The organism is Priestia sp. 53B2 (assembly GCF_056099005.1).
This window is the reverse complement of sequence record NZ_JBLZXA010000013.1, coordinates 1-19,680: the sequence shown is the minus strand read 5'-3', so window position 1 is coordinate 19,680 and position 19,680 is coordinate 1. Positions and strand designations below refer to the sequence as shown.

At 39.1% G+C, this 19,680-nt stretch carries 15 protein-coding genes, 9 tRNA genes and 1 rRNA gene; 2 read left to right on the top strand and 23 right to left on the bottom strand.

Translation table 11 applies throughout. The annotated features are described in order from the left end of the window. Positions 1–136 precede the first annotated feature (136 nt). A complete protein-coding gene (locus ACN6NE_RS11925; RefSeq protein WP_129705706.1) occupies positions 137–673 on the top strand; it encodes a L,D-transpeptidase in 537 nt (178 codons plus the stop codon). Positions 674–710: 37 nt separating this feature from the next. Here ACN6NE_RS11925 and ACN6NE_RS11920 read toward each other — a convergent pair whose 3' ends face one another. From ACN6NE_RS11920 to sigW, 12 genes are all read right to left on the bottom strand, one after another. Further along, on the bottom strand, positions 711–1,196 hold the full coding sequence (locus ACN6NE_RS11920) for a VOC family protein (protein ID WP_474325358.1): 486 nt from the start codon (positions 1,194–1,196) through the stop codon (positions 711–713). An 89-nt stretch (positions 1,197–1,285) separates the two neighbouring features. Further along, the gene (locus ACN6NE_RS11915; protein WP_129705703.1) at positions 1,286–2,428 is read right to left on the bottom strand and encodes a mannitol-1-phosphate 5-dehydrogenase; all 1,143 of its coding nucleotides are present in this window, start codon (positions 2,426–2,428) and stop codon (positions 1,286–1,288) included. Between the two features lie 5 nt (positions 2,429–2,433). Continuing rightward, the gene (locus ACN6NE_RS11910; RefSeq protein WP_474325356.1) at positions 2,434–4,524 is read right to left on the bottom strand and encodes a BglG family transcription antiterminator; all 2,091 of its coding nucleotides are present in this window, start codon (positions 4,522–4,524) and stop codon (positions 2,434–2,436) included. A 60-nt stretch (positions 4,525–4,584) separates the two neighbouring features. Beyond that, positions 4,585–6,477 carry a PTS mannitol transporter subunit IICBA gene (locus ACN6NE_RS11905; protein ID WP_474325354.1) on the bottom strand — a complete coding sequence of 631 codons (1,893 nt, stop codon included), beginning with the start codon at positions 6,475–6,477 and terminating at the stop codon, positions 4,585–4,587. 160 nt (positions 6,478–6,637) lie between these two features. Beyond that, on the bottom strand, positions 6,638–8,164 hold the full coding sequence (locus ACN6NE_RS11900) for an SH3 domain-containing protein (protein WP_474325352.1): 1,527 nt from the start codon (positions 8,162–8,164) through the stop codon (positions 6,638–6,640). 158 nt (positions 8,165–8,322) lie between these two features. Further along, the gene (locus ACN6NE_RS11895) at positions 8,323–9,039 is read right to left on the bottom strand and encodes a YebC/PmpR family DNA-binding transcriptional regulator (RefSeq protein ID WP_013054976.1); all 717 of its coding nucleotides are present in this window, start codon (positions 9,037–9,039) and stop codon (positions 8,323–8,325) included. A gap of 892 nt (positions 9,040–9,931) precedes the next feature. Next, positions 9,932–11,734, bottom strand: coding sequence for a glutamine--fructose-6-phosphate transaminase (isomerizing) (gene glmS, locus ACN6NE_RS11890; protein ID WP_129705693.1), 1,803 nt, complete (start codon positions 11,732–11,734; stop codon positions 9,932–9,934). Positions 11,735–12,164: 430 nt separating this feature from the next. Beyond that, on the bottom strand, positions 12,165–13,511 hold the full coding sequence (glmM, locus tag ACN6NE_RS11885; RefSeq protein ID WP_129705692.1) for a phosphoglucosamine mutase: 1,347 nt from the start codon (positions 13,509–13,511) through the stop codon (positions 12,165–12,167). A gap of 28 nt (positions 13,512–13,539) precedes the next feature. Beyond that, positions 13,540–15,117 (bottom strand): CdaR family protein, encoded by a 1,578-nt coding sequence (locus ACN6NE_RS11880; protein WP_129705691.1) that lies wholly within the window; start codon positions 15,115–15,117, stop codon positions 13,540–13,542. Then, entirely contained in the window at positions 15,110–15,931 is an 822-nt protein-coding gene (gene cdaA, locus ACN6NE_RS11875; RefSeq protein ID WP_013054971.1) for a diadenylate cyclase CdaA, read from the bottom strand. The genes ACN6NE_RS11880 and cdaA overlap by 8 nt, the downstream gene beginning before the upstream one ends. 192 nt (positions 15,932–16,123) lie before the next feature. After that, positions 16,124–16,729 (bottom strand): anti-sigma factor family protein, encoded by a 606-nt coding sequence (locus tag ACN6NE_RS11870; protein ID WP_013081391.1) that lies wholly within the window; start codon positions 16,727–16,729, stop codon positions 16,124–16,126. 14 nt (positions 16,730–16,743) lie between these two features. Continuing rightward, a complete protein-coding gene (gene sigW / locus ACN6NE_RS11865) occupies positions 16,744–17,307 on the bottom strand; it encodes an RNA polymerase sigma factor SigW (protein WP_013054969.1) in 564 nt (187 codons plus the stop codon). Between the two features lie 164 nt (positions 17,308–17,471). On the opposite strand from sigW, the gene ACN6NE_RS11860 reads away from it, so the two are divergent. After that, a complete protein-coding gene (locus tag ACN6NE_RS11860) occupies positions 17,472–17,633 on the top strand; it encodes an aspartyl-phosphate phosphatase Spo0E family protein (protein WP_013054968.1) in 162 nt (53 codons plus the stop codon). 82 nt (positions 17,634–17,715) lie between these two features. Here ACN6NE_RS11860 and rocF read toward each other — a convergent pair whose 3' ends face one another. The 11 genes from rocF to rrf all read right to left on the bottom strand — a co-directional run bounded on the left by rocF (position 17,716) and on the right by rrf (position 19,670). Then, the gene (rocF, locus tag ACN6NE_RS11855) at positions 17,716–18,615 is read right to left on the bottom strand and encodes an arginase (protein ID WP_098621638.1); all 900 of its coding nucleotides are present in this window, start codon (positions 18,613–18,615) and stop codon (positions 17,716–17,718) included. 163 nt (positions 18,616–18,778) lie between these two features. Further along, positions 18,779–18,854 (bottom strand) — tRNA-Ala (locus ACN6NE_RS11850). Positions 18,855–18,878: 24 nt separating this feature from the next. After that, positions 18,879–18,953 (bottom strand) — tRNA-Gly (locus ACN6NE_RS11845). Between the two features lie 9 nt (positions 18,954–18,962). Next, positions 18,963–19,035: transfer RNA gene (locus ACN6NE_RS11840), tRNA-Lys, on the bottom strand. Between the two features lie 4 nt (positions 19,036–19,039). Then, positions 19,040–19,114 (bottom strand) — tRNA-Gln (locus tag ACN6NE_RS11835). A 7-nt stretch (positions 19,115–19,121) separates the two neighbouring features. Then, positions 19,122–19,205 (bottom strand) — tRNA-Tyr (locus tag ACN6NE_RS11830). 8 nt (positions 19,206–19,213) lie between these two features. Continuing rightward, positions 19,214–19,289: transfer RNA gene (locus tag ACN6NE_RS11825), tRNA-Thr, on the bottom strand. Positions 19,290–19,293: 4 nt separating this feature from the next. Next, positions 19,294–19,369, bottom strand: a tRNA-Val gene (locus tag ACN6NE_RS11820). A 23-nt stretch (positions 19,370–19,392) separates the two neighbouring features. Beyond that, positions 19,393–19,467 (bottom strand) — tRNA-Glu (locus ACN6NE_RS11815). A gap of 3 nt (positions 19,468–19,470) precedes the next feature. Next, positions 19,471–19,545: transfer RNA gene (locus tag ACN6NE_RS11810), tRNA-Asn, on the bottom strand. A gap of 9 nt (positions 19,546–19,554) precedes the next feature. Then, positions 19,555–19,670 (bottom strand): 5S ribosomal RNA (rrf, locus tag ACN6NE_RS11805). Positions 19,671–19,680: the final 10 nt, after the last annotated feature.

Here is a 19,680-nt window from a genome sequence, read left to right as displayed (position 1 = left end):
TATATTCGCTTATAAATAAAATGCATTTTCAGTTTTTATTCAGGAAAGATTCATATTCAGTCCATTTTCCTTTTATACACTAATAGCATGTAATTCATCAAATATGTAAACGAACAATAGAGGAGATGGCTAGAACGTGAGAAAAATTATACTGCGAGCAGCTGCTTTATGCCTCGCAGCTATTATCAGCATTTCTTATACAGCAAGTGCGGCGAATGCAAGTGAAAACGCAGCAAGTGGAGATTTAATTATTATTAATAAAAAAACAAATCAGCTTGCTTATTTTCATAATAGAAAGTTAGAAAAGACGTATTCAGTAGCTACGGGAAAAACATGGAGCGATACGCCGGTAGGCTTTTTCAAGATTGTTAACAAAATTAAAAATCGCCCTTACTATACAGGGCATATTGCAGGAGGCGCTTCTAATAATCCTCTTGGCTCTCGCTGGCTAGGGCTTAATGCAAACGGCACAACCGGCGACACATACGCTATTCACGGCAATAACTCAGAAGATAGCATCGGCAAATATGTAAGCCACGGCTGCGTACGAATGCATAATGCGGATGTCGAAGAATTATTTGATAAAGTGGCAGTAGGAACATCTGTAACTATTACCTATTCATCAAAAACCTTCGAAGAGCTGGCGAAGGTATACGGCTACGGGCAGCCATGAAAGAATAAAAGCTTATCCAAGAAATCTGGATAAGCTTTTATTCTTCTCTATTCCCATACATCAGCTCCGTACTGTGTGAATATAGCTCAATAATATTCCCAAACGGATCTTCGCAATAAATTAAGTAATAAGGTTTTCCAGGTCTTGTATTCCATACTTGGCTGCGCTTTTTACCGCCTGATTGTTCAATTTTATCCGCTAATTTTCCCACGTCATCGGCTATTAAACACATGTGAAAATAACTTTGATACTGCTCATCGCTGGCTTTTAATACAAGCGGCATTTGCGGCTTATTAAATTCAAACAGTTCAATGCCTACCTGGTTGTCAGCTGTCATGTGAGCATTTTTCATTTTTTTGATATGAGACCCCAGTAAATCTTGAGTCATATTTTCAGCTTGTTCTTCCTCCGCATTAAACGTATAGGGACCAGCAATCAGCTTAAAACCTAAAACTTTTTCATACCACTGCACGGCTTCTTCTACATCAGGCACAGCTAACCCAACGTGTGTAATAGCTACCATTTTATCATCCTCCTATACACAAACATTCCCTTTCTGCTAAAAGAAAAACAGCTCATTTAAAATGGACTGTTTACACGCACTAAATTCATTCACGACTTTAAAGCATTATATTGAGCAATGATTTCTTTTGTTAAATCATCACTTGCCTCTAACCCACTAACCTCTTTTAACACGTACTCAATACCATACTCATGAATATTCGCTTGAAGCTTCATAGCCTCTTTATCTTCTTGCGGGTCAAATAAAAGCGCAGCGGCGATAGCCTTTGCCAAGCAGGTGTAAGAAAGGCCCGCTTTTTTTGCTTCTAGCGCTGGACGAATCAAGCGATCCTGAGGTCCAAGCTTGCGAATTGGCGCTCTTCCTACTCTTTTAACTGAATCATTTAAATGAGGATTTTTAAAGCGTTCAATGATTTTAGTAATATAGGCTTCGTGTTCCTCTCTATCTAAGTCATATCTTTTAATTAGATAGTTTCCTGTCTCTTGTAGCGTTTGCTGTACTTGTTCGTAAATATCTGAATCTCTTAACGTTTGATCAATCGTTTCTTTTCCTTTTAAATAACCAAAATATGCAATTACCGCGTGCCCCGTATTCACTGTAAATAACTTTCTTTCAATAAAAGGAGCAAGGTCAGGCACAATCGTCATTCCTTCTACAAAAGGAATATCTTCAGGTGCCTCTACTACCCATTCATAATAGGATTCTACTAAAACATCAAGCGAACCTTGGTTATGCTGAATAGGCACGATACGATCTACAGCTGAATTAAAGAAAAAGACCTTATTTATCACATGAGCTTTTGTCTCTTCATCCAGCGCGTCAAAAATATAGCCTTTTAATAAATCTGTTGCAGAGATTTGATTTTCACATGCAATCACATATACATTTTCGTCGCTTGTTTTTACACGTTCAGCCAAACCTTTAGCAATTAAAGGAGCAATGCGGGGCAGAACGTTCGGTCCGATGGCCGTCGTAATGTATGTTGCTTCTTTAATCGCTTTAATGACTACTTGTTCTTGTGTCAGATTATTTAAACCAGATACGTTTTGAACAGCTAATGTCTCGGGGTGCTCTGCGGCTGTTATTACCTTATACCCTTCATCTGTGTTTAACTGATTGATAATCTTTTCAGCAATATCGACGAATGTGACGTGATAGTTGCTTTGAGAAAACAATGCCCCAATGAATCCTCGACCAATATTGCCTGCTCCAAAATGAACTGCTTGCTTCACAAAAATCATTCCTTTATCAAATTATTTCGAAGGTACTCATGAAACGTATCCTCTAGCTTTTTGCGAATTATCTCTTCGTTCGAAGACGAAAAAATCATCATTGCTTCATGGTCTTCAATTAAACTGGTACTAATTAAACTTAAAATTTCTTGCTGTGCTTCACTCAACTCTTCAGGTGCGAGCATTAATAGAAGGTTACGCGCCTGCATGTTTGTTCCGTCCATACCTTTAACTGTGCAAGGCTGTTCTAAATGTGAAACTTGAAAAATCAGCTCTTTCACGTGATGTTCACGGCAATGGAACAGTGCCATACTCGTTTGCGGAATGCCTAAACCGCCTTTGTTTTCTCGTTCCTTAAGCTGATGAATAACGCAGCTGGCATTGGTTATTAAACGTTCTTTTTCAGCGGCGCGTACTACGTGTGAAATCACTTGATCGTGACTCACTGCATCCGAAAATCGATACATTCTAAGGTTTTGAAGAATTGATTCGATACTTGCATGCACATCTTTAATTTGCTTCATCGTTTCCTCAAAAGACGGTTTTTCTGTAGAAACGGTCTTATTTTTATATTGGAACGAACGATAGTCCTTATCTTTGGTTAACTTTTGAATGTTTTTCTGTAAAAAATTCTGGACGGATTGAATATCCTCTTCGGTTAAGAGTGGATTGACTAAAATGTAATCGACATTTAAAAAAGGCAGTCTTACTGTTGAAATCACTACGTCATACCCTTCAAGCGCGGCTTCTTTGATTTCTTTTACCGATTTAATGACAACTGAATTAATCTCCGGAATCTCTTTACGAATACGGCTAGCTAACATTTTCGAGGTGCCAATTCCAGTTGGACAGACAATCAGTGCCTGAATTTCCATGACTTCTTCTTTTAGCACTAGCGTTGAACCAAAATGCAAAACAAGATATGCTACTTCATCATCTGGAAAAACTAAATCCGGTAGCTCTTGATCGATACTGTTTCTCACAGCCATAAATAAAACCGGGTACTTTTTCTTAATCTCTTCTGTTAATGGATTAAAAAGCTCCATTTTTTGCTTAAGACGAAAAATTGCCGGTTCCATATGAGCAAGCAGCCCTTGGTAAAGGGAAAAATCACCGGTTAAGTCGGTGTTAAGCTGAACAGAAACGTGAGCAATCATATTCTTAATAATCTGCCCAACCACTACGCTGTCGTAATATACGTCTCTAGTAGTTTGGAACTTTGCTGCACGCAGCCGCACTGCTAAGAAATGAATATCTTTTTCTCTAAAAGAAAGAGAAAATACCCGTTCAATTTCGCGGCAAATATCCTTCATTAAGAACATTTCACTCGCCAGTTCTTCCGTTTGGCCGCCGTCGTCTTCTAGATACATTTGCTTTTTCGTTCGCTGTATCATAATGCAAATATGAACAATGAGCCCTATATAATCGCTGTCAGCCAGCTTAGAATGATGCTGATTAATCGCTTGATGTACAATTCGGTCTACTTCTGCTAAATAATCCGGATAAAAATAATGCAAAATCGTTTCATCCGTATGCTGCTGATTTTCTGCTAAAAACAAGCACTCAATTAACTCTTCATTAAAGTAAACAAGAAAATAATTAGCTAATGCTTTTCGTTTATTGGCTTCAGTAGCTTGAACCTCTACTCCCACCCCTCTCTTTCGATGAAGGAAAACGTCAAATGTTGTTAACCACTCTGTTAATTCATCTAAATAAGCAGTTAGTGTAGTAATACTTACTTCTAAGTCTTTAGCCAGCATTTGTAATTTAAATGAATCTCCTTCTTCTAGAAGAAGAATTAAAAGAATTAATTTTCTTTCCTGTGGAGATTGATCCGTCGTTTTAATCTTCATCAGCTCTTGGATAAGACGAAAAATTTGTTCATTTTTACCTTCAATCATTAGTCCTTCATCTTGTGTACGAATCAGCTTCAAATCAAATTTTTCAAGTATTGATTCAATTGACTTCAAATCTCGGTGAACGGTTCTTACACTTACATTCAAAAAAGTAGCAAGTGTAAGTGCTGTATGCTTTCCTGCCGTTTTAATAATTAACTCAATGATTGATTTTTCTCTTGAAGTAATAAACAAGAACATCAACTCTTTTCTTATTTATAAACAAAGGATAAAAAGGCATCTTCATGCCTTTCTATCCCGTTAGTTACTTTGAATAATAGCCATTAGTTCTTTAGCTGATTTGGCATGAACCATCTTTTCAATATTGTCCATATCGGAACATGTAATCGCGATACCAGATAAAATTTCTAAATGGGTGCCGTCTTTTCCGGCAATTCCAAAAATCAAACGAACTTTCTCACCATCAAAATCAACGCCTTCTGGCACTTGAATCACTGTAAAACCCGATCTTAAAACGTTCTTTTTCGCTTCTTCCGTACCGTGCGGAATCGCCACGTCATTTCCCATATAAGTAGAAGTCATATTGTCGCGCTCAATCATCGCTTCAACGTAGTTTTCTTCTACATATCCGCCTTTTACTAACACACTTCCTGCAAATCGAATTGCTTCTTCCTTAGAAGAAAAGTGCTGATTCAAGAAAACGTTTTCTTCTTTTAATAAACCATCATTACTATCTGTATTATTTTCTGCAGATACTCTCTTTTCTTCTTCCGCTTTAGAAGTAGTATGATCATTTTTTAGTTGATCAATTAGTTTGTCATATTCCGGACTAGATAGAAAATTATCAACCGAGATATGATACGCATCTGGAACTTTGTTTTGAGCTCTTGGCGTTAGTTCTTCCTGTGTAATAACGATTTGAGCATCACTTGGAATATTACTGATAGCTGTATTCGTTACCGAAATATTTAAATCTGCTTGTTTAACTTTCTTGCGAAGAAGAGAGGCGCCCATCGCACTCGATCCCATACCTGCGTCACAGGCAAAAACAATTTTCTGAACGCTTGCTGGTACTTCGCCTTGCTGTTTTGTAAAGCTTCCTGCTACAGAACTCTTCTTGCCCTTCATCTCTTGCATTTTGCGAGCTGCTTCGTCCAAATCTTCTGTTTGCTTGCCTGTTTTTAAAATTAACGAACCTACAATAAACGATACGACGGCTGCAACGAGAATACCTGAGATATTTGCAACATAGCTGCCTGCATTACCTGGTGTAGCAGCTAAAATAGCCAAAATACTTCCTGGTGAGGCAACTGCTTGTAAGCCTCCGCCTAAAAGAACAAATGTAAATACGCCACTCATTCCTCCTAAAATAGCCGCAATGATTAGAAGCGGACGCATTAAAACGTAAGGGAAGTAAATTTCGTGAATTCCGCCAATAAAATGAATGATGGCCGCTCCCGGCGCTGACTGTTTTGCTGTTCCTTTTCCAAAGAAGCAATACGCTAACAGAATTCCTAACCCCGGACCAGGGTTTGTTTCTAATAACAATAGAATGGACTGTCCATTTGTTCGAATTTGTTCTGCTCCGATCGGAGATAAGATACCGTGATTAATAGCATTGTTTAAGAATAAAATTTTAGCTGGTTCAATTAGAATACTTGTAAGTGGAAGAAGGCCATGTGCAACCATCCAATCTACACCCACTACAAGCGCACCTGTAAATCCGTCCACGGCTGGACTAACTCCTAAAAAGGCTAGAATTGCTAGAATTCCTCCAAGAATACCTGCTGAGAAATTATTAATTAACATCTCGAATCCTGTTTTGACTTTACCTTCAATAAACCGATCAAACTTCTTGATGATATAACCGCCAAGCGGTCCCATAATCATAGCGCCTAGAAACATCGGAATATCAGATCCAACGATGACGCCCATGGTCGCGATAGCACCTACAACGCCTCCGCGCTGATCGTGTACAAGCTTTCCTCCTGTGTAGCCGATTAGCAGCGGAAGCAAATACTTGACCATTGGATCCACTAGTTTGGCAAGGCTTTCATTTGGAAAAAAGCCTGTGGGAATAAATAAAGCAGTAATAAGTCCCCATGCAATAAATGCTCCGATATTTGGCATAACCATTGAACTTAGAAAGTTCCCAAACTTTTGTACAGCTACTTTTATATTAGATTGAGCCATTTGCTCTCTTCCTTTCTCTACGTGATGATACTTTAATCGTAAGAGATTAAACGCTTTCATTCAATGAATAGGAAAACTAACTTTGTCGTACCATAGACAGACAAAGCTTTTAATTACATAAAAAAGCAGCTGAACTGTAAAAGTTCAGCTGCTTTCTAACTTAATATTTATCTAATTCACTTACAGGAGATTGAATAATAACCGGATTTTTCTCTGGATTTAACCATTTTAAAATAGAGACAACTTGTTCTTTAGAAGTAGCCGTACATCCTGCGGTATAATTTGTTCCTACGTGGAAGAAGATTGCACTTCCCTTTCCTGGCGTTCTAGATTCATTATAATTAATGACAAACCCATAGTCGTAAGCCGGGATGTCCATGTTCTCAGCGCTCGTCCAGCGGCCATTAGCCGGCTTTTGCTGCCACGTATTATATAGAGAGCTTTTTGAATCGTCTACCCACACATCATTTGCTGTAATCTTTCGATATGGAAGCTTAGTTCCAGGATTTGCATAGCGTCCGAATGCTGTGCCAATTGTATATTTCCCTGTCGGAGATTCCATATCTCCTTCTTTTTTCGATAAAGCGAATCCTTTTTGCCCAAGTACACCGTTCGCAGTTAAAACTTGCTTCCATTTCCCATCAACTTTTTCAAACGTTTGAATTTTAGCAGACTTCGTATCGTAGTTATCTGCTGTAACCAAGATGACTTGCTGAGCGTTACCTAACGTTTTAAAAGAATCAACTACGAGCTTTGGAGACGCTGTAGCTGAAGCCTGTACATAGTCACTGCTTACATAGCCTGTGCGTCCGTTGTAATTAATTTTGTACCAGCTTCCGCTTTTGCTCACCACAGACAGCTTCTGGCCTTTTGTCACACTTCCTATAGATGCATAGTTAGTGCCCGCTCCGCTTCTTACATTCAGCTTGCTTGCCGTTACTGTGTACGTTGTGCTTTCTGCTGGTGGCGTTGTTGTTCCTGATGCTTGTACATAATCGCTGCTTACGTAGCCCATGCGGCCGTTATAGTTAATTTTGTACCAATCTCCGCTTTTGCTCACCACGGACAGCTTCTGGCCTTTTGTCACACTTCCTATGGATGCATAGCTAGTGCCCGCTCCGCTTCTTACATTCAGCTTGCTTGCCGTTACTGTGTACGTTGTGCTTTCTGCTGGTGGAGTTGTTGCTCCTGATGCTTGTACATAATCGCTGCTTACGTAGCCCATGCGGCCGTTATAGTTAATTTTGTACCAGCTTCCGCTTTTGCTCACCACGGACAGCTTCTGGCCTTTTGTCACACTTCCTATAGATGCATAGTTAGTGCCCGCTCCGCTTCTTACATTCAGCTTGCTTGCCGTTACTGTGTACGTTGTACTTTCTGCTGGTGGAGTTGTTCCTGATGCTTGTACATAATCGCTGCTTACATAGCCCGTGCGACCGCTGTAATTAATTTTGTACCAACTTCCGCTTTTACTCACCACAGATAGCGTTTGACCTTTCACTACGCTGCCGATAATCCCGTACGTCGTTCCTGCTCCGCTTCTCACATTTAGCTTGCTTGCCGTTACTTTATATGTAACTGTCGTTGCATATGCCTTTTCTTGATTTCCCCCAATTGAGCCAAAGCCAGGCGTTACAGCCGTTGCAAGTGTAGCTGTTAACGCCATCCCCACCATTAATTTTTTCAACTTCTTTCCCTCCATTTATCTCTTATAAAATTCTACTATTTTCTATTCTTAATTCATTATCTTACCATATTCCAAACGAAGGGAAAGGGTCAATAGATGCTTTTCACATGGCCTATAAAAAAAGACAGACCTCTTTGATAGGTCTGCCTCTTTCACTATTATCCTAAATCAACGTTGTGATATACTTGCTGCACATCTTCTAGGTCCTCTAATGCATCAATCATTTTTTCAAACTGAGCTTGTGCATCTTCAGGAAGAGTTACATCATTTTGAGCAAGCATCGTTTGCTCAGCTACTGTAAATTCCGTAATACCAGCATCGTTGAACGCTTTTTGTACCGCATGGAATTGATCAGGATCAGCATAAACAATTACAGAATCTTCTTCTTCTAAAATGTCACGCACGTCTACATCTGCTTCCATTAACAGTTCTAGCGTCTCTTCTTCATCCTTACCTTCTACACCAATAACAGCTGTTGGATCAAACATATATGCTACTGATCCGCTCACTCCCATATTACCGCCGTTTTTACCAAAGGCAGCACGTACGTCTGAAGCTGTTCTGTTTACGTTATTCGTAAGAGCATCTACGATAACCATTGATCCATTTGGTCCAAAACCTTCGTAACGAAGATTATCGTAATTTTCTTCTGATCCGCCTTTTGCTTTTTCAATCGCACGGTCAATAATTGCTTTTGGCACATTGTATGTTTTCGCGCGTTCTAATACAACTTTTAACGCTTGGTTTGATTCTGGATCTGGCTCGCCTTGTTTCGCAGCCACATAAATCTCACGACCAAACTTGGCATATATACGACTTGTATTAGCATCTTTTGACGCTTTCTTTTCTTTAATATTGTTCCACTTACGGCCCATATTGTTTCACTCTCTTTCAAAATTGAATCTAATAAAATAAATAGGCAATGATATATCCGTTTTTATTATACATCAATTCCCTCTTATCTTTCGAGTTTAATACTTAAAAAAGAAAAGCAATCTCTTGGTATATTTCGTTAACTAAATAAACGAGAAAACCATTTGAGAACAGGCTGAATGATTTTGATATATACTTTTTTAAGCGGTTTATATATACATGTCACCCAAAACCAGCGTAAAGGGTAATAGATTATATGAATTCCAATCCACTTAAATCCCTTCCAGAAACAGAAAAAGATACGCTGACAGAATGAAAGCACAGGAAGAATAATTTCATTGTAAAAAGGCAGCACAAGATATTTCCATAACAGATAACAGGGGTAGCAAATTAGATACAAAACAGGATAGACGGCATATCTCCATATAAATCTAGTTATAGGCAAAAAACATCGTTTCCAAACAAAGAGAATAAAAGGGTATATTATCTCATTCCATAGCCAAGAAATAGGGTAGACGAACAGAAAACGTATGATGTATATCCAAATGAAATAAATGACAGGTTGAATGATTCTTTGCCCTATCCACATGAGGGGCTGAGCGATGAAATATATCCATACTTTACAAAAGACTTGAAATACAAAATAAAAGGGAAAATACAAGACAAAAAAGATGCCTCGCAACACGTACTTTATACTTTGAGCCAATCCACTAATGCTTTCCACATCCTTCTTAATAGCTGAGGTTCGTTCCTTTACCTATTTCATTATATAAAATAAATGCAGCAAGCAAATATGTTTTTAGCTCAATGAAACTTATGATAAAAAAAGTGTTTGTTCTCTTTCTCGGATATACAAAAACACCCTTCTATAGTAGAAGGGTGTCTAGAGCCTTATTATTCTACAGTAACTGATTTAGCTAAGTTACGTGGTTTATCTACATCGCAATCGCGGTGCAATGCAGCGTAGTAAGAGATTAATTGTAAAGGAATAACCGCTGCTAGTGGTGAAAGTGTTTCATGAACTTTCGGAATCACGTAGCGATCTTCTTCTGTTTCTAATCCTTTCATTGAAATGATACAAGGATTAGCTCCACGTGCTACTACTTCTTTTACGTTACCGCGGATGCTTAAGTTTACATGCTCTTGTGTTGCTAATGCAATAATTGGCGTATTGTTTTCAATTAAAGCAATTGTTCCGTGCTTAAGCTCTCCTCCAGCAAATCCTTCTGCTTGGATGTAAGAAATTTCTTTTAGTTTTAACGCACCTTCTAAACCTACATAATAATCGACAGAACGTCCAATAAAGAATGCGTTGCGAGTTGTTGCTAAGAATTGAAGAGCAATGCTTTCCATTTCTTCTTTGTCGTCGCAAAGTACTTCCATTGTGTTTGCTACGATTGCTAACTCTTGAACTAAATCAAATTCTAATTCAATGCCGCGTGTTTTTGCTGTTACAGCCGCTAGAATTGATAGCACTGCTAATTGAGCTGTATAAGCTTTTGTTGATGCTACAGCAATTTCCGGACCTGCATGAAGTAATAACGTATAATCAGATTCACGAGATAATGTTGATCCCGGAACGTTTGTGATTGTTAACGCTTTGTAACCTAGTTCTTTAATTTGAACTAATACTGCACGGCTGTCAGCTGTTTCTCCACTTTGAGAGATAAAGATAAACAATGGCTTTTCAGATAAAAGCGGCATGTTGTAAGAGAATTCACTTGCTACGTGCACTTCTACCGGAACCTTCGCCCACGTTTCAATGAATTGTTTACCTACTAGGCCTGCATGATAGCTTGTTCCACATGCTACGATATAGATGCGGTCTGCTTCATCCATTGCTCCTAAAATGTCTGCATCAATGTGCAGTTCATTGTTCTCATTTTGATACTCTTGAATGATTTTACGAACAACTAAAGGCTGTTCGTCAATTTCTTTTAACATATAGTGAGGGTACGTACCTTTTTCAATATCACTTGCATCAAGCTCTGCTGTATAAGGTGCTCTTTCTACCACTTCACCATCAAGCGTTTTAATTGTTACGCCTTCTTTTGTAACAATTACTGTTTCTTTATCCATTAATTCTACGTACTGATCTGTTACTTGAAGCATTGCCATAGCATCGCTCGCTACAACGTTAAATCCTTCGCCAACACCTACAAGAAGCGGGCTTTTGTTTTTAGCTACGTAGATTGTATTTTTATCTTCGTTATCAACAAGAGCTAGTGCATAAGAACCGTGAAGCAAGCTCACTGTCTTACGGAACGCTTCTTCTACATTTAAGCCTTCTGCTGCGATTTTTTCAATTAACTGAACGATTACTTCTGTATCCGTTTCGCTTTTGAACGTTACATCTTGTAAATATTCACGTTTCAAAATAGCATAGTTTTCAATTACACCGTTATGCACAAGTGTGAAGCGTCCAGATGTACTTTGATGCGGATGAGCATTTTCTTGGCTTGGTACACCATGAGTTGCCCAGCGCGTATGACCGATACCTGCTGGTGCTACAACACTGTTATCTACTGCCTGACGCAATTCTGCAATACGGCCTTTTTCTTTGAAAACGTGTACGCCTTCATTGTTAACAACTGCAATACCTGCTGAGTCATAGCCACGATATTCTAACTTTTCAAGACCACGTAATAAAATTTCTTTCGAATCTTCTGTTCCAATATATCCTACAATTCCGCACATAGATAAAATCCTCCTTCATGTATGAAAAGAGAGTCTCTTTTCATCATCAATGATTATCATCTCAATGCTTTTGTCCAATAAGTCACCTCATTGTTTTTCACATCAAGTTTTCGGCCGTGATAATCAACAACCGGGAGGCATCCGCCGATACTTCGATAAACCTCCTCCTCGTCAACTAAGTCGTTTCCGTCCCTTTACTTAGTTCAGGCGCTTTGTATTCACTTTTAAACTAGATTGTTCACTCCTTTACATAAATTAAGAGACGAACAGATTTAATATTACAATAAGAAGTGAGAAAACGTCAATTATCTTCTTTACTATCTGCAAAAACAGCCTTTAGCATCAGATAATTTCCAAGAATTTTTCTCAACAATATAAAAATATGCATAAACGGCTTGAAACGTCACCGCTTATGCATATAATTAATGAATTACTCTAAGCCCATTTCTTCTTTTACTACTTCTACGATACGCGTTACATAAGTTTCACATTCTTCTTGTGTTTGTGCTTCAACCATTACACGTACTAACGGCTCTGTTCCTGAAGGGCGTACAAGTACTCGGCCATTACCGTTCATTTCTTTTTCCACTTCTTCAATAACCACTTTTACCTTCTCGTTGTCTGTAACATGATGCTTATCTGTTACTTTTACATTTACAAGAAGCTGAGGATATTTCTTCATTTCAGCTGCTAATTCTGATAAAGGCTTTTTCGTTGCTTGCATAATGTTTACAAGCTGAATAGCTGAAAGCATACCGTCACCTGTTGTGTTGTAATCTAAGAAAATAATATGACCTGACTGTTCTCCACCTAGGTTATATCGATTAGCTTTCATTTCTTCCACTACATAACGGTCGCCTACACCAGTTTGTGCACTTTCAATCCCGCTAGCTTCTAGTGCTTTATAGAAGCCTAAGTTACTCATAACGGTAGAAACAAGCGTGTTTTTCTTTAAACGTCCTTGTTCATACAAGTATTTTGCACAAATGAACATGATTTGATCACCGTCTACAATCTCGCCTTTTTCATCGATTGCGATTAAACGATCTCCGTCTCCATCAAATGCTAACCCAACATCCGCTCCTTTTTCTTTTAAGAAGGCACTTAATGCTTCCGGATGTGTAGATCCTACACCGTCATTGATGTTTAATCCGTTTGGAGATGCCCCCATTGTAGAGATATCTGCATCTAGATCTGCAAATAAATGTGCCGCTAAAGATGACGTTGCCCCGTGCGCACAGTCTAATGCCACATGAATACCTGAGAAGTCTTCATCCACCGTTTGTTTTAAGTATTGAAGATATTTTTGTCCACCTTCGAAGTAGTCATTTACCTGACCTAAGTCTCCCCCAACAGGTCTTGGTAATTGATCTGTGTCACTATCCATTAACGCTTCAATTTCATTCTCTTGGGCATCTGAAAGTTTAAATCCATCTGGACCAAAGAATTTAATTCCGTTATCTTGAACTGGGTTATGCGAAGCAGAGATCATGACTCCTGCTTGTGCGCCAAGTGCTTTTGTTAAATACGCTACCCCTGGAGTTGAAATAACGCCTAGTCGCATAACTTCTGCTCCAATTGAAAGCAATCCTGCAACAAGCGCTCCTTCTAACATATGACCAGAAACGCGTGTATCGCGTCCGATTAATACTTTTGGTCGCTCTGAATCTTTTGTTAGAACGTAACCACCTAAGCGTCCAATTTTAAAAGCAAGCTCAGGAGTTAATTCACTATTGGCAACCCCTCGTACTCCGTCTGTTCCAAAATACTTACCCATTAATTTTCTCTCCTTCATGTCAAAACATTTAGTTTCCTGATGTATTATCTGTCTGTCCATCTACGGGTGTAGAATTTTCATCACTTTGATTACTACTGTCGTCACCAGTTTCTGTACTATCTGTTGGTTTATCTGTATTGTCTTCAGGTGTATCAGTCTCTTCGCTTGGTTTATCACCTGAATCACCTGAATCACCTGAATCACCTGAATCACCTGAATTTCCCGTCCCAGGATTTGTTCCTGATCCAGTTCCCGTGTCTGGCTTTGTTTCTTTATCGCTCGTGCTTCCACTTGTTTCTTTATCTGTTTGCTCATCATTTGTCCCTGATTGTTTTTTCGCTGTTACACGAACTTTTGCCTGTTTAGTCGATAGAGTTGATGTAACGGAGTCGGGACTATTTATTATAATAGGAACCGTGTGCTCCCCGGCAGATAAATTCCCTACATTCGCTGACAAGCTAATGCCGCTTTTCGTCAACTTATCTAAATCAGATTTGGGTCCTTTTACATCCGCATCTACTGAAGTAGGAGAAAGCAGTTCATACGTGTACTTTGAGGATTGACCAGTTAAAGAAACCGGTAAATTCTTAAATGACTTAGTCTCAGCTGTACTTGCATCCGTTTCTTCTGCGTCTTTCTCATCACCTTGTTTGTCTACTTCCACATGAACGGTAATTTGTTTAGGACTTACACTATCTATTCCGTCTGGAACAGGGACGTTCACCTTAATATCTTTAGATTTCGTAATACCGGTAACATCGACTGGAATATTATCAATTTTATCGATTTTTTCTAAAGAATCAGATGGACCGATAATTTTTACTGTATCTGTTTTAGGCTCTAGCTTCGTAATGTTGACACCGTCGCCTGGCGTGCCTTCTTGAATCACATCGATCGGCACTTTTTTACTAATATTTCTCACTGGGATTGTTACATTGACCGTTTCTGGTTGAACTGTTACATTCAATTTATTTAAATTCTTGTCTAGTGCGACAACAGTTGCTTGTTTCGTCACTGTTTTTGAAGCATTATCTAAATCAATAATAGCTTTCACATAAGCAACTTGATCCAATTGACTTGATGCGCCCGTTACCGTGACGGCTCTTGGACTAACGGTTGCTTCCCCTGCTTCATATCCATTCTTGACCTTGTTTTTATCATAGCTTGCCTCTACTGAAAACTGTTTTGAATCGCGTTCTTCAATTGTTACGTTTACAATATCAGGCTTAACCACTACGTTTAAATTATCAGAGATATTTCGATACTGAACCTTGACTCTATGCTGCCCTAAGCTTAAATTATCAAGGTCAATATAAGCTTGATAATCTTTTTGTAACTTTGTTTGAGCCAAAATATTTTTAGGACCTTCCAGTGTCATAATAACCGTATCCGGAACACCTCTTACAATTCTGTTCTTCTCATTATAGGATACTTGAACCGGAACATCTGTTAATGTTTCTACTCCAGTGTTGGCAGAACTGCTTCGGTTCAGAATCTTATTTGATGAACTGGCACCATCATCTAAATTAACAGATAAATATAACATGAAGGCTAACAGCAACGCGATAATTTTCATAACCCACGATCGATTCATCAATTTATCCATTCTTCTTCAACCTCCATTGCCAACGAGTGGAAGAAGTTGCTTTAGAAGTTGTGACTAATTCTTTTTCTAGCATTTCTCTCAATGTATCAATTGTCAATTCACGATACAATTCACCATTTTTGGTAACGGAAATGCCTCCAGTTTCTTCAGATACAATAACAGTCACACTATCTGTTACTTCACTTATTCCTACAGCAGCACGATGGCGAGTACCTAATTCTTTTGAAATAAAAGGACTTTCAGATAAAGGTAAGTAACATGCTGCAGCGGCTACTTGATCCCGCTGTAAAATAACCGCTCCATCATGAAGTGGTGTATTTGGTATAAATAAGTTGATTAATAATTCAGAAGAAATATTAGAGTTGAGCGGTATACCTGTTTCAATATAATCACCCATACCCGTCTCTCTTTCGATTGAGATCAATGCACCTATGCGTCTTTTAGCCATATAATGCGTTGCTTTTATAATCGCCTCAATCGTAACGGTACGTTCATCTTCTTCAGGCAAATTACTGCGTGAAAACAAACGTCCTCTCCCAAGCTGTTCAAGCGCTCGGCGCAGCTCTGGCTGGAAGATAATAATGATAGCTAAAAACCCATACGTTAACGCTTGGTCCATTAACCATTGCAGCGTATTTAGTCCAAGGAAGTTACTTATAAAGCGGACAACTAAAATCACCGTGATTCCTTTTAAAAGCTGTACTGCTTTTGTACCTCTTATGACCATAATTAATTTATATATGACGAACCATACCAGGAGAACATCAACAATTTTTCCTAAATATGAGAGGATTGGCAGGTCTCCAATAGGCATCTTCTCACTTCCTCTATATATGTAATAAAGATAACATAACCGTTTTATTATACCATAAAACAAAATTACACTGTAAATTACATCTTATTTTTAAATCCTTGTTCCTATATAATGTAGCCTTCTTTTTAAATAAATAAAACCGTCCACTGTTCCTCTCTAACAAGATAAGCGGACGGTTTTATGTTTCAACTATTAAAAGTCAACAGCTTGTTTGGCATGAGTTTTGACGTTATACCATACCCAGTCAAAAATCTTGTCTAACTCTTCAATATTGCCTGTCACTTCTCCTGCAGAAGCTAGATACTTATCACCATGTATAACAGTAACGTTTCCATCTACTTTTCCTTCAATTTTAATATCGCCATTTCTCACAGTAATATCACCTTTGACGGTCTCACCTTTTGGTACAACGACTGTTTTATCGTGAATGACCAAGTTCGGCTGCTTTGAAACAGAAAAGTCTTCATCCGTTTCCCAAGCTGAAAACACGGTGCCGGACATTAACAGCACAAATACAGCAGCTGCACTAAGAATCGGGTGGTTTGTAAACCATCTATTCATTCGAATTCGATTCTTCTCACGTGGTAACCCAGCCATGACACCTGCTGTAAAGTTCATAGGTAATTCTATATGAGAAGTGCTTTGCACAAATGCAATGGTTCTTTTTAACTGATGCATATGCTGCTGACAACCTTTGCATTGATGCAAATGCTCTTTTAATAACAGTTCATTTTCTTTTGTAATATCTCCATCTAAATGCTCATGAATGAGATTTACATACATTTTTGGACATTTCATTCTTAGTTCACTCCTTACAAGTGGCGAAGTCGATTTCTTAAAGCTTCACGTCCTCTGTGAATTCTAGTCTTTACCGTACCAAGAGGCAGGTCTAAAATATCGCTGATTTCTTTTAACGACAGCTCATCTATATATTTTAGGACAATGACAGTTCGATATTTCTCAGGTAGCTTTAATATTTCCGACTGAATGAATTCTTGCAATTCTACTTGCTCTAGTTCTTCTTCTGGTAAGGCCTGATCGGCAGCTATTTGAGAGTACATATTTAACCCGTCGGTCCCGGCTACTTCTGCATCTAAATAATAGTCTGGCTTTTTTTTACGAATTCGATCAATACAAAGATTTGTAGCAATTCGATATAACCAGGTGGAAAACTTTTTACTCGTGTCATAGCTATGAATATTTACATAGGCTCGAATAAACGCTTCTTGGGCAGCGTCTTGCGCTTCTTCCCGGTTTCCTAACATTCGATAACATAGATGAAAAAGTTTATCCTTGTGATATTCTACTATGTCAGCAAACGCATCCTGGTCACCTTTTTTTACTTTTTTTATTTTCCTTTTTAATAATAAATCCATGTAACGGTTACCTCCGCCCATTGCGGGATAGTATATATACGTGTACTTTATCATAAAGTTTCACTTATGCTTAATTATTTTAACAAAAATTTGTCAAATACGTTTAAAAAGATCGTACGTAGGTTATGTAATTAGTATAGATGAAAAGAAGAGGAGTGGAAAGCTTGACTCATACAAAAGAGAACCTTTTGAATCAAATTGAAGAATGTAGAAATAACATGGTCACTCTTGCAGCAGAAAACCCTTTATCATCACTAACAGTGGTGAGAGTAAGTTCAGAGCTAGATGGTTTATTAAATGAATATGAAAAGTTTTTCTCTATATAAAGAAGCTCTCGAATCCGAACTAAGAGCTTCTTTTTTTTATCTTCATATATGTTTGATGTGCCTTTTGGTAGGTACTAATGTTTTATACTAATTTTTCTCCTAAAAGTGAGCCCATTAATGCAACAGCTACGGTAGCTGTTTTATTCCGTTCATCTAAAATAGGATTCACTTCCACAAACTCGGCAGAAGTGATTAGCTGAGATTCTGCCAACATCTCCATAGCTAAATGACTTTCTCTATAGCTTATTCCACCGATAACTGGCGTTCCTACTCCAGGTGCATCATGTGGATCCAGTCCATCTAAATCGAGTGATAGATGAACGCCATCTGTTTTATCACGCAAATATAAAATTGTTTCTTCCATTACTTTTGTCATACCCATTCGATCTATCTCATGCATCGTATACACTTTAATCCCTTTTTCCTTTATTAGCTCTTTTTCTCCTTCATCTAAAGAACGTGCTCCGATAATCACAATATTTTCAGGCTTAACTTTAGGTGTATAACCACCGATTCGAGTCAATGCTTCGTCTCCTATACCTATACTTGCCGCCAATGGCATACCGTGAATATTTCCTGAAGGAGACGTATCTGCTGTATTCAAATCTCCGTGTGCATCATACCAAATCACGCCCAAGTTTTTATAATGACGACTTACTCCTGCTAGTGTTCCGATAGCAATGCTGTGATCTCCCCCTAGCACTAAAGGAAACCTTTTATTTGTGATAACATCACTTACGGTCTGAGCAAGCCGCTCGCTAGCATCAGCTACAGCTTTTAAATTCTTTAAGTTGGTATTTTCATCGCTATGTACTCGTTCAGCTAAGGCAATTTCAATATTCCCTTTATCTTCTACACTATATCCAATATTCTCGATGCGTTCAATAACACCTGCATATCGTATCGCACTTGGCCCCATATCGACCCCTCGGCGAGTTTGACCTAAATCCATTGGTACTCCAATAATTGAAAGCTTATTCATAATATGTCCCCCCATCACAAATGTTGCTACTCTCCTATTGTAACGGCTAAATGAGCGATGGCTCAACTCGACACTTTTTTGAATATATATACAATTCTAATTTGTAGAAACTACATAAAAAAACCTTTAAGCAATTTGCTTAAAGGTTGTACGTTTATATGTATGGTGGAGCCTAGCGGGATCGAACCGCTGACCTCCTGCGTGCAAGGCAGGCGCTCTCCCAGCTGAGCTAAGGCCCCAATATCTCTTTTTTTATATAGAAATGGAGCGGAAGACGAGGTTCGAACTCGCGACCCCCACCTTGGCAAGGTGGTGTTCTACCACTGAACTACTTCCGCTTATTAAAATGAGCCATGAAGGACTCGAACCTTCGACCCTCTGATTAAAAGTCAGATGCTCTACCAACTGAGCTAATGGCTCTCTATGGCTGGGCTAGCTGGATTCGAACCAACGCATGACGGAATCAAAATCCGTTGCCTTACCGCTTGGCGATAGCCCAATAAAAATGGTGGAGGGGGGCAGATTCGAACTGCCGAACCCGAAGGAGCGGATTTACAGTCCGCCGCGTTTAGCCACTTCGCTACCCCTCCGATATAAATGGTGCCGGCAAGAGGACTTGAACCCCCAACCTACTGATTACAAGTCAGTTGCTCTACCAGTTGAGCTACACCGGCACGGTGGTGGAGGATGACGGGATCGAACCGCCGACCCCCTGCTTGTAAGGCAGGTGCTCTCCCAGCTGAGCTAATCCTCCGCTATTATGTAGATAAAAATAAATGGTGACCCGTACGGGATTCGAACCCGTGTTACCGCCGTGAAAGGGCGGTGTCTTAACCGCTTGACCAACGGGCCAGTTGGCTCCACAGGTAGGACTCGAACCTACGACCGATCGGTTAACAGCCGATAGCTCTACCACTGAGCTACTGTGGAATAATAATAGCCTGGCAACGTCCTACTCTCACAGGGACAAAGTCCCAACTACCATTGGCGCTAAAGAGCTTAACTTCCGTGTTCGGTATGGGAACGGGTGTGACCTCTTCGCTATCGCCACCAGACATATTATAT